The sequence below is a fragment of the Nocardia concava NBRC 100430 genome, assembly GCF_000308815.1.
GTDB lineage: Bacteria > Actinomycetota > Actinomycetes > Mycobacteriales > Mycobacteriaceae > Nocardia > Nocardia concava.
The window spans coordinates 200,034-212,623 of sequence record NZ_BAFX01000124.1 but is presented as its reverse complement, the minus strand read 5'-3'; the positions used below and the strand labels follow the sequence as shown (position 1 = coordinate 212,623).

Below are 12,590 nucleotides of genomic sequence, written 5' to 3'. Positions count from 1 at the left end.
CGATGCCCGCTTCGCCGACCTGCTCTCCGAGGTCCGCGAACGCGACCTGGAGGCCTTCGCCAACGCGGACGTGCCGTTCGAGCGACTGGTCGAGGTGCTCAACCCGGTCCGCTCCACCGCGCGCAACCCGCTGTTCCAGGTGGGCCTCTCGTTCCAGAACCTGGCCGAGACCGCCTTCGAACTGCCGGGCCTGCACGTGGCCGCGGTCGAATTCGAATCGCAGCTGGCCAAGACCAGCCTGCAGGTCACGCTCTACGACCGGTACACCGAGGACGGCACCCCGGCCGAGATCTTCACCGAATTCGGTTACGCCACCGACCTGTTCGACGAGCCCACCGTGCGGGCCTTCGCCGACCGGTTCGTGCGCATCCTCGACGCCATCACGGCCGACCCGACGGTCACCGTCGGCGATATCGACCTGCTCGACGCGGACGAGAACGCGCGAATCCTGAAGCGGTGGAACAACACCGAGCAGGACGTGGACGCGGTGTTCCCGGGCGCGGGCGAGGCGACCCTGGTTTCGCTGCTGGACAAGTCCGTGGCCGAGGACCCCAAGGCCGTGGCCATCGTCACCGACACCCCCGACGGGGCCGAGTCGCTGACGTACGCCGAGCTCGACGCCCGCGTCAACCGGCTCGCGCGTGAGCTCATCGCGCGCGGCATCGGCGCGGAAGACCGGGTGGCGCTGGCGATTCGCCGCTCCACCGATCTGGTCGTGGCCATGTACGCGGTCGCCAAGTCCGGCGCCGCCTACGTGCCGATCGATCCGGATCAGCCCGCCGAGCGCGTCGGCTACATCCTGGAGACCTCGGCGCCCAAGGCCGTACTCACCACGGCGGCAGTCGGTTTCGAGACCGAACTGGCCGACGTGGTGCGCATCGACGAGGTCGACCTGTCCGGTCACTCGGACAAGCCGATCGCCGACGCCGAGCGGGTGCGCGCGCTCACCGCCGCCAACACCGCGTACGTCATCTTCACCTCCGGATCCACCGGCCGCCCCAAGGGTGTGGCGCTGCCGCACGGCGCGGTCGTGAACCAGTTGCTGTGGAAGGTCACCGAATTCGGGCTCGACCCGGCGGACGCGGTGCTGCTCAAGACCGCCGCCACCTTCGACCTCTCGGTGTGGGAGTTCTGGTCCGGTGTGGCCTGCGGTGGCCGCCTGGTCATCGCCGCGCCCGACGGGCACAAGGATCCGGCGTACCTCAACGAGCTGATGGCCCGCGAATGGGTGACCACCCTGCACGTGGTGCCGTCCATGCTGGACGCGCTGCTCACCAACGGCCTGCCGGACTCGCTGTGGCGGATCCTGGCCATCGGTGAGGCGCTGCCCGGGCCGCTGGCGCTGCGCGTGCTGCGCGAGCACCCGCGCACCGAGCTGTTCAACCTGTACGGCCCGACCGAGGCCGCGGTGTCCATCACCAACCACCGGGTCACCGAGCGTGACGAGCTGTCGGTGTCCATCGGCTCGCCCGAATGGAACTCGCAGGTGTACGTGCTGGATTCGCGCCTGCGGCCGGTGCCGGTGGGCGTGTCCGGTGAGCTCTACCTTGCCGGTGCGCAACTGGCCCGTGGCTACTTCGGCCGCCCGGATCTGACCTCGGACCGGTTCGTGGCGAACCCGTTCGCGGACAACGGTTCCCGCATGTACCGCACCGGTGACCTGGTGGCCTGGCAGGCCAATGGCGAGCTGGAGTACCGGGGCCGCACCGACTTCCAGGTGAAGATCCGCGGCTTCCGCATCGAGCTCGGCGATATCGAGTCGGCGCTGCTGCGCCTGGACGCCGTCGCCTCGGCCGCCGTGGTGGCCCACACCGATCCGGTGCTGGGCGACCGCCTGGTGGCCTATGTGGTCGGCACCGACGGCGAGCCCGACAAGCGCGAGCTGCAGGCGGCGCTGGCCGCCGAACTGCCGTCGTACATGATCCCGTCGGTCTTCATGGCGCTGGACGCGTTGCCGCTCAACGCCAACGGCAAGCTGGACCGCAAGGAGCTGCCGCAGCCGACCTTCGAGAAGGCGGTCTTCCGCGCACCCGTCAGCCCGATCGAGCAGATCGTGGCGGGCGTGTTCGCGGAGGTGCTGCGCGTCGAGTCCGGGCGCATCGGCCTGGACGACGACTTCTTCCAGTGGGGCGGCAACTCGCTGCTCGCCACCCAGGTGGCCGCGCGCCTCGGCGAGGCGCTCAACACCCGGGTGCCGGTGCGACTGATGTTCGAGGCGTCCACGGTGGCGGCACTGGCCGCCCGCGTGGAACGCGATGCCGGGGCGGGCCGCAAGGCGCTGACCGCGGTGGCGCGGCCGGACAACATCCCACTGTCGCTGGCCCAGCAGCGCATGTGGTTCCTCAACCGCTTCGACACCCAGTCCGCGGCCTACAACGTGCCGGTCGCGGTGCGGCTGTCGGGCGCGCTGGACGAGGACGCGCTGCGCGCCGCGATCGCGGATGTGGTTGCCCGCCACGAGATCCTGCGCACCATCTACCCGCAGACCGAGAACGGCGCGGTGCAGGTCATCCTGCCGCCGGCGCAGGCCGTGCCCGAGCTGCAGGTGCGGACGGTGAGCGCCGACGAGGTGGTCGGCGCGGTGGTCGAGCTGACCTCCACCTCCTTCGACGTCACCGTCGAGGTGCCGATCAAGGTGGCGCTGTTCAAGATCGAGGGCAGTGAGGCCGTCGTGGCCACGCCTTCCGAAGCGGCGGCGCATGCGGCGGCTTACACCTTCGACTTCGCCGACACCGAGCCCACGGGCCAGTACCAGGTCGTTGATCCGAACGCCCCGGTGAGCGCGGAATACGTGCTGGCCCTGGTGATTCACCACATCTCCGGTGACGGCTCCTCGGTGGCTCCGCTGACCCGGGACCTGATGACCGCCTACGCGGCGCGTTCCATCAAGCAGCAGCCGGGCTGGACGCCGCTCGCGGTGCAGTACGCCGACTACTCCATCTGGCAGCGCGAGCTGCTCGGTGACGAGAACGATCCGGAGTCGCTGGCCGCCAAGCAGGTCGCCTACTGGAAGCAGGCCCTCGCCGGGCTGCCGGATCAGCTGGACCTCCCGGCCGACCGGCCGCGTCCGGCGGTGCAGTCCTTCCACGGCGGCAAGATCGACATCCGCATCGATGCCGAATTGCACACGGCGCTGGTCGAATTGGCGCGCACCGAGGGTGCGACGCTGTTCATGGTCGTGCACACCGCGCTGGCGGTGCTGCTGTCGCGACTGTCGGGCAGCGACGACATCGCCATCGGCACCCCGATGGCCGGTCGCGGCGAGGCCGTCCTCGACGACCTGATCGGCATGTTCGTCAACACCCTGGTGTTCCGCACGCAGGTCGACGGCGGTCAGCCGTTCGCCGAGCTGCTGGCGCGTCAGCGTGAGACCGACATCCAGGCCTACGCCAATGCCGATGTGCCGTTCGAGCGGTTGGTCGAGGTGCTCAACCCGGCGCGTTCGACCGCGCGGCATCCGCTGTTCCAGGTGGGTCTGTCGTTCCAGAACCTGACCCGCTCCACCCTGGAACTGCCGGGGCTGACCGTGTCCGGGCTGGACGTCGACACCGAGCTGTCGCAGTTCGACCTGCACCTGATCGTGTCGGACCTGTACGCCGAAAACGGTGCGGCCGAGGGCATCACCGGCATCCTGACCTACGCCACGGACATCTTCGACCGGGAGACCGTGGTCGGGTTCGCGGACCGGTTCGTGCACCTGCTGCGCGAGATCGTGGCCGCGCCGCGCACCGCGGTCGGCGCGATCGAACTGCTGGCCCCGGCCGAGCGGGCCGAGATCCTGGACTCGCGCAACAACACCGCGCACCAGGTGGATTCGGCCGCGACGCTGGTGTCCATGCTCGGCGCCACGGTGGCGGCCAAGCCGACCGCCATCGCGCTCATCGGGCCCGACGGCGAGACGCTGACCTACGCCGAACTCGGCGCCCGGGTCAACCAGCTCGCGCGGGAGCTCATCGCACGCGGCATCGGCACCGAAGACCGTGTGGCCCTGGCCATTCGCCGCTCGGTGGATCTCGTGGTCGCGATGTACGCGGTCTCGGTCGCGGGCGCGGCATATGTGCCGGTCGACCCGGACCAGCCCGCGGAGCGCGTGGGCTACATCCTCGAGACGGCCGCCCCCGCGTGCGTGCTCACCACGTCGCGCGACGGTTTCGAGCTGCCCAATCCCCGTCATCCCGGCGCGCTTCTTGGCCGGGATCCACACGACGAGGCGTTGGATTCCGGCCAAAAGCACGCCGGAATGACGGAGGGTCTGCGCACGGAGGTGCTGCGCATTGACGAGCTGGAGCTGTCGGGTCACCCGACCGCGCCGGTCACCAACGCCGAGCGGGTGCGCGAGCTGACTGCCGCCAACACCGCCTACGTCATCTTCACCTCCGGTTCCACCGGTCGCCCGAAGGGTGTGGCGCTGCCGCACGCGGCGATCGCGAACCAGTTGCAGTGGAAGACGGCGGAATTCGGGCTCGGTGCGGATGACGCGGTGCTGCTCAAGACCGCCGCCACCTTCGACCTCTCGGTGTGGGAGTTCTGGTCGGCCGCCGTGTCCGGTGGGCGACTGGTGATCGCGGCGCCCGACGGGCACCGGGATCCGGCGTACCTGAACGAGCTCATGGCTCGCGAGCGGGTCACCACGTTGCATGTGGTGCCGTCCATGCTGGACGCGCTGCTCACCGCTTCCGAAGGCACGCTGAACGATTCGCTGCGGCGGGTGCTGGCCATCGGTGAGGCGCTGCCCGCCGCGGTGGCGCAGCGCTTCCGTGCGGCCAACCCGGACGCGTCGCTGTTCAACCTGTACGGCCCGACCGAGGCCGCGGTGTCCATCACCACGCACCTGGTCACCGATGCCGATCAGGGTGCGGTGTCCATCGGTGTGCCGGAATGGAATTCGCGGGTGTACGTCCTCGACGCACGCCTCAACCCGGTGCCCGACGGCGTGTCCGGTGAGCTCTACCTCGCCGGTGCGCAGCTGGCGCGCGGCTACTTCGCGCAGCCGAACCTGACCGCGGATCGCTTCGTGGCCAACCCGTTCGCCATCGGCGAGCGCATGTACCGCACCGGTGACCTGGTGGCCTGGTCGGCCGACGGAGAGCTGGAGTACCGGGGCCGCACCGACTTCCAGGTGAAGATCCGCGGCTTCCGTATCGAGCTCGGCGAGATCGAGGCGGCGCTGCTGGCGCTGCCGGAGATCGCGCAGACCGCGGTGCTGGCCAAGCGCGACGAGCGCACCGGTGACCGCCTGGTCGCCTACCTGGTGCCGACCGGCTCGGGTATCGATGTGCCGCTGGTGAAGTCGGCGCTGAACGCGGCGCTGCCGTCGTACATGGTGCCGTCGGCGTTCGTGGTGCTGGATGCCCTGCCGCTCAATGTGAACGGCAAGCTGGACCGCAAGGCGCTGCCCGAGCCCGAGTTCGAGACCACGGCGTTCCGTGCGCCGTCCACCCCGATCGAGGAGATCGTGGCGGGCGTCATCGCGGAGGTCCTGGGTACCGAACGCGTGGGCGCGGACGACGACTTCTTCGCGCTCGGCGGCAACTCGCTGCTCGCGACCCAGGTCGCCGCGCGAATCGGTGCGGCGCTGGACGCGCGGGTGCCGGTGCGCGCGGTGTTCGAGGCGTCGACCGTCGCCGGTCTGGCCGCCAAGGTCGAGCAGCACGCCGGTGCGGGAGATCGCAAGGCGCTCACCGCCGGAACGCGGCCGGAGAACGTGCCGCTGTCGCTGGCGCAGCAGCGCATGTGGTTCCTCAACCAGTTCGATACCGCGTCGGCCGCGTACAACGTGCCGGTGGCGGTGCGCCTGACCGGTGCGCTGGATGTGGAGGCGCTGCAGCAGGCGGTCGCCGATGTGATCGGACGCCACGAGACGCTGCGGACGGTGTACCCGCAGGTCGACGGGGCGGCCGCACAGGTGATCGTGCCGGTGGCGCAGGCGATTCCGGATCTGACGCCGGTGGTCGTGTCCGCCGAGTCGGTGACCGAGCGGATCGCCGCGCTGATCACCACCGGTTTCGACGTCACCACCGAGGTGCCGGTGCACGCCGCGCTGTTCCGCGTCGAAGGTGCTGAAGAAGCCGAGCACGTGCTCGTCTTCGTCACCCACCACATCGCCGCCGACGGCTGGTCCATGGGCCCGCTCACCCGCGACGTCATGGTGGCCTACGCCTCCCGTGCCGCCGGTATGCAGCCGAGCTGGGCTCCGCTGCCGGTGCAGTACGCGGACTACTCGCTGTGGCAGCGCGAGGTCCTCGGTGCCGAGGACGACCCGGCCAGCCTGATCGCCTCGCAGGCCGAATTCTGGCGCACCGCACTGGCGGACCTGCCCGACGAGCTGAACCTGCCCTCGGATCGGCCGCGCCCCAACGCGCAGTCCTTCCGCGGCGGCCGGGTGCTGTTCCCGATCGGCAACGACCTGCACCGCGGACTCCAGCAGATCGCGCGCACCAATAACGCGACCATGTTCATGGTCGTGCACACCGCGCTCGCGGTGTTCCTGGCGCGCCTGTCCGGCACCTCGGACATCGCCATCGGCGCGCCCATCGCGGGCCGCGGCGAGGCCGAGCTGGACAACCTGATCGGCATGTTCGTCAACACCCTGGTGCTGCGCACCGAGGTGAGCGGGCAGGCCGGGTTCACCGAACTGCTGGCCGCGGCCAAGGACAGCGACCTGCAGGCGTTCGCGCACGCGGACATTCCGTTCGAGCGGCTCGTCGAGCTGCTCAACCCGGAACGCTCCACCGCGCGGCACCCGCTGTTCCAGGTGGCGCTGTCGTTCGAGAACCTGCCGGAGAGCTCCTTCGAGCTGCCCGGGCTGCGGGCCTCGGCGGTCGAGTTCGAGAACGAGATCGCCAAGTTCGACCTCATGCTCACCCTGACCGAGGCCCCGGCCGACGCGGACGCGGGCATGTACGCCGAATTCGGTTACGCCCGTGACCTGTTCGACCAGGAGACCGTCCAGGGCTTCGCGGATCGGTTCCTGCGACTGCTCGGCGAGATCATCGCCGCGCCGCGCAAGGCCGTCGGCGATCTGGAGATCCTGGCCGCCGACGAGCGCGCCGACCTGATCACCCGCACGGGCGGTCCGGCCATCGCGCCGCGCACGCTGCCCGAACTGCTGGCCGACGCCGTGGCCAACAATCCGGTCGGCGAGGCGGTCGCCTTCGACGGTCAGGCTCTCGGTTACGCGGAACTCGATGCCGCCTCCTCGCGCCTGGCGCGGGTGCTCATCGAGCGCGGCGCCGGGCCGGAAACCCGTGTCGCGGTTGCCATTCGCCGCTCGTTCGAATCGGTGCTGGCCATCTGGGCCGTCGCCAAGTCGGGCGCGGCGTTCGTGCCGGTCGATCCGTCCTACCCGGCGGACCGCATCGCGCACATGGTCAACGACTCCGGCGCGGTGCTCGGCCTGACGGTCGACGCCGAGGTCGAGGGGCTGCCGCCGGTCAAGAGCCTGGCGGGCTGGATCTCGCTCGACGATCCGATGGTGCAGGCCGAAATCGGCTCGCACTCCGCGGAACCCGTCACCGACACCGAGCGCTGGGGTGTCATCCGGCCCGAGCACGTGGCGTACGTGATCTACACGTCCGGCACCACGGGCATGCCCAAGGGCGTCGTGGTCACCCACGCCGGTCTGGCCAACTTCGCGACCGAGCAGATCGTGCGCTACCACCTCGACTCCGGTTCGCGCGCACTGCACTTCGCGTCGCCGTCGTTCGACGCGTCGGTGCTGGAGTACCTGCTCGCCATCGGCGCGGGCGGCACCCTCGTGGTGGTGCCGCCGGGCGTCTACGGCGGCGAGGAGCTGGCCGAGCTGATCAAGCGCGAGCGGGCCACGCACGCGTTCATCACCCCGGCCGCGCTGGCGACACTGGATCCGAAGGGTCTGGATTCGCTGCGGGTGCTGGTCGCCGGTGGTGAAGCCGTTCCGGCCGATCTGGTGGAGAAGTGGGCGATTCCGTTGGAGAACCGCACGATTCGTGCGTTCCACAACGGTTACGGCCCGACCGAGACCACGATCATGACCAACATCAGCGATGCGCTGACGCCGGGCGATCTGGTCACCATCGGTGGTCCGATCCGCGGTATGCAGGCGCTGATCCTGGATGCGCGACTGCGGCCGGTGCCGGTGGGCGTCGCGGGTGAGCTGTACCTGTCGGGTATCCAGCTGTCCCGCGGTTACCACGACCGACCGGGCTTGAGCGCCGAGCGATTCGTCGCCAACCCGTTCCTGGCAGGCGAGCGCATGTACCGCTCCGGTGACGTGGTCCGCTGGACCCCCACCGGCGAGGTGGAGTACGTGGGCCGCAACGACTTCCAGGTGAAGGTGCGCGGCTTCCGCATCGAACTCGGCGAGATCGACGCGGCGCTGGCCTCGCACGAGACCGTGGACTTCGCGGTCACCGTGGGTCACAAGACCGAGGCGGGGGCGACCATCCTGGCGGCGTACGTGCTGCCGGTGGCCGGTCGTTCCATCGACATCGCCGCTCTGACCGAGCATGTCGCGGGTCGACTGCCGGAATACATGGTGCCGACGGCGATCACGGTCCTCGACGCCATCCCGCTGACCCCGGTCGGCAAGCTGGATCGCCGCGCTCTGCCCGAGCCGGTGTTCACCGCGCGCGACTTCCGCGCGCCGGTCACCGAGGTCGAGGCGGCCATCGCCGAGGTGTTCGCCGATGTGCTCGGGGTCGAGCAGGTGGGCGCGGACGATTCGTTCTTCGCGCTCGGCGGTGACTCGATCCTGTCGATTCAGCTGGTCTCGCGGGCCAAGGCGCGCGGCATCGTGTTCTCGCCGCGCGACGTGTTCGAACAGCGGACCGTCGCGGGACTGGCCGAGGTCGCCAAGCTGGGCGGCGACACCACGGCGCAGAAGCTGGCGGAGCTGCCGGGCGGCGGGGTCGGCGATATTCCGCTGACGCCGATCATGCACGCGATTCTGTCGAGCGGGTCGTCGTACCAGCGGTTCTCGCAGTCGATGCCGCTGCGGTTGCCGGACGGGATCACCCGTGAGGTGCTCGTCGGCGCGATCTCGGCGCTGTACGACCACCACGATGTGCTGCGGTCGCGTCTGCGCGGGAATGCCACGGAGGGCTTCGAATTCGAGGCGCTGCCGAAGGGCGCCGTCGATGTGGATGCTCTGGTGCACCGGGTCGAGCTGGCCGGGGACGTCTCCGATGAGGAGCTGACCAGGGTCGGCAGCATCGAATTCGATGCGGCACTCGGCCGTTTGGATCCGGCGAATGCCGCCATGGTGCAGTTCGTCTGGTTCGCCTTCGCGCCCGAGGGATCCGACGAGGCGCGCGTCCGCCGCGACGTGCTGCTCATCGTCGCGCACCACATGGTCGTGGACGGCGTGTCCTGGCGCATCCTGATTCCGGACCTGGGTCTGGCGTGGTCGCAGGTGGCGTTCGAGCAGCCGATCGCGCTGCCCGAGACCGGCACTTCCATGCGGCGCTGGGCGCACGCCCTCGTCGAGGAGTCGCGCTCCGAGGCTCGCGTCGCGGAACTGCCGTTCTGGCAGCGGGTTACCGAGACTCCGGATCCGCTGCTCGGGTCGCGGGCGTTCGATCCCAAGGTCGACACCTTCGACACCGTCGAGCGGGTCGAGGTCAGCGTGCCGGCGTCGGTCACCGAGGCCGTGCTCACGTCGGTCCCGGGTCTGTACCGGGGCGGTGTCAACGACGGTCTGCTGTCGGCGCTGGCCATGGCGGTCGCGCGCTGGCGCGGGGAGACCGCGGGCGGATCGGCGCTGATCAAGCTCGAGGGCCACGGCCGCGAAGAGGAAATCGTTGCGGGCGCGGATCTTTCGCGCACGGTCGGCTGGTTCACCGCCGCGTTCCCGGTCCGTTTGGACCTGAACGGTGCGGACCTCAGCGATGCCTTCGAGGGCGGAAACGCCCTGGGCGACATCGTGAAATCGGTCAAGGAGCAGCTGCTGGCGCTGCCCGACAAGGGTCTGGGCTGGGGTCTGCTGCGGCACCTCAACCCCGAAACCTCCTCGCAGCTGCGGGATGTCGGCCAGATCAGCTTCAACTACCTGGGCCGGGTCTCCGCCGGTGAGGTGCCCGAGGGCATGGCCGAGCTGGGCTGGGTGCCGGTCGACGATCTGGGTCGCCTCGACGGCGAGATGGACGCCGACATGCCCGCCAACGCGACGCTCGACATCAACGCCATCGTCACCGACGGCGAGGACGGGCCGCAGCTGGGTGCGGCGTTCTCCTACCCGAGCGGGCTGCTCGAGCGGGAACGCGTGCAGGAGTTCGCGGATCTGTTCGTGGCGGCGCTGACCGCGCTGGCCGAACACGCCAAGCGGCCCGACGCCGGTGGCTTCACGCCGTCGGATCTGGCGCTGGTCAAGGTCGAGCAGTCCGATATCGAGGTGTGGGAGCAGGCGTATCCGGCGCTGTCGGATGTGTGGCCGCTCTCGCCGCTGCAGTCGGGTCTGCTGTTCCACGCCATGCTCACCCAGAACACGGTGGACGTCTACACCATTCAGACCGTGCTCGACCTGAGCGGTGTGGTGGACATCGACCGGCTGAAGGTGGCCGCGCAGGCCATCCTCGACCGGTACCCGAGCCTGCGGACCGCGTTCGTCACCGACGCCGACGGTCAGGCCCACCAGGTGGTGCTGGACCGCGTGGAAGCGCCGTTCCAGGTCATCGACCTGACGGATCTGCCCGAGGCCGAACGCAATCCGCGCATGCGGGAGATGATCGAGGCCGATCGCGCCGATCACTTCGATCTGTCGGCGGCTCCGCTCATGCGGTTCAACGTGTTCCGGATCAGCGACGAACTGGTGCACCTGGTCATCACCACCCACCACATCCTGGTGGACGGCTGGTCGATGCCGCTGCTCATGCGGGATCTGCTGGTGCTGTACGCGGTGCGCGGCGACCTGTCCGCGCTGCCGCGGGTGGCCTCGTTCCGCAACTACCTGGCCTGGCTGGCCGGGCGGAACCGGGACGAATCGCTCGAGGCGTGGAAGAAGGCCCTGGCCGGCGTCAGCGAGCCCACCCAGCTCGCGCCCGCCGCGACCAAGGACGAGACCTACGAGATCGGCCGCCACAGCCTGGAGATCGACGCCGAGCGCACCCGCGCGCTGACCAAGCGCGCCGGGGAACTCAATGTCACGCTGAACACGCTGATCCAGACCTCCTGGGCGGTGCTGGTCGGGCGCCTCACCGGGCGCAGCGACGTGGTGTTCGGCGCGACCGTGTCCGGTCGCCCCGGTGACCTGCCGGGCGTGGAGTCGATGGTGGGTCTGTTCATCAACACGGTGCCGGTGCGCATCCGCGTCGATGACCGGCTGACCATCGCGGGCCTGCTGCAGCGGGTCCAGCGCGATCAGGCCGACCTGCTCGAGCACCACCACATCGGGCTCACCGAGATCCTGCAATTGGCCGGTGCCGGAGCGGAATTCGACACCATGATGGCGTTCGAGTCCTACCCGGTCGACAAGGACGCGATCGCGGCGGCCAGTTCCATCGACGGCATGTCGGTGAGTGGTGTCGGCATCAACGACAACACCCACTACCCGATGTCGCTGGTGATCATGGCGGGCGAGACCATCGACATCAATATGCGCTACCTCGACAGCCGCTTCACCGCGGACGAGGTCGCCACGCTGGCCGCGCGGTTCACCCGGATTCTGGACGCCCTGCTGGGCGATCCGGAGGGGCTGGTCGGTGACATCGACATCCTCGATGCCTCCGAGCGGGCGCGGATTCTCGCCGAAAGCGCTGTCACCCCGGCGGATTCGGCGGCGGAGCCGGCGCGGGTGGGTACCGCCACGGTCGCGAACGTGCTGGCCGAGGTGGTGGAAGAGGATCCGCAGGCTCCGGCGCTGCTGTCCGACGGGCAGGAGATCGCCTACCACGTGCTGGATCGGCGTAGTTCGCAGCTGGCGCGGTTGCTCATCGACCGTGGTGCGGGGCCGGGCGATATCGTCGCCGTCGCCCTGCCGCATACGGTCGACGCGGTGGTCGCGGTCTGGGCCATCCAGAAGGCCGGCGCCGCGGCGCTGTTCGCCGATGGCTTGTCGTTCGGTGAGATCCTCGCCGCGGGAGCCGGTTTCGGGATCGCGCAGGAACCGGCGGCCAGCTCGGTGCGCTGGCTGGTGCCTTCGGATCCGAAGGTCCAGGCGGATCTGGCGGCTCGCCCGGCCCATCCGGTGTCCTACACCGACCGGGTCCGGCCGCTGTCGGAGACCGATCCGGCGTTCGTGTACCGCGAGGGCGAGACCTGGGCCACGCTGACCCAGGCCGAGGCGCTGGAGCGGGCGGCGAACCTGCGTTCGGAGTACGAGCTGGACTACGAATCGACCACGTACACAACCGGTTCCATCGGTCGTGCCGCGATCGACGAGTTCCTGGCTTCGTCCACCGCGGGTGCCTTGTCCGTGCTCCCCGGCGGGGATATCGCCGCCGATCTGGAGGACGGCGAGGTGACCCACTGGTTCACCGTCGACGGTGACCCGGTCGAGGAAGCGGGCGCGGAAATCCGCACCATCGGCTAGACGCGAATCGCCGGTGGCAGACGTTCTCTTGTCTGCCACCGGCGAGTTCGTAATGTGAGGCTCCCGTGCCAAACCACTGCCGAGC

General features: G+C 69.6%; 1 protein-coding gene. It reads left to right on the top strand.

The window, feature by feature from the left end; genetic code table 11:
• On the top strand, positions 1-12,505 hold a 12,505-nt coding region (locus tag ON43_RS30040; RefSeq protein ID WP_040812880.1), incomplete at its 5' end, for a non-ribosomal peptide synthetase.
• Between the last annotated feature and the right edge of the window lie 85 nt (positions 12,506-12,590).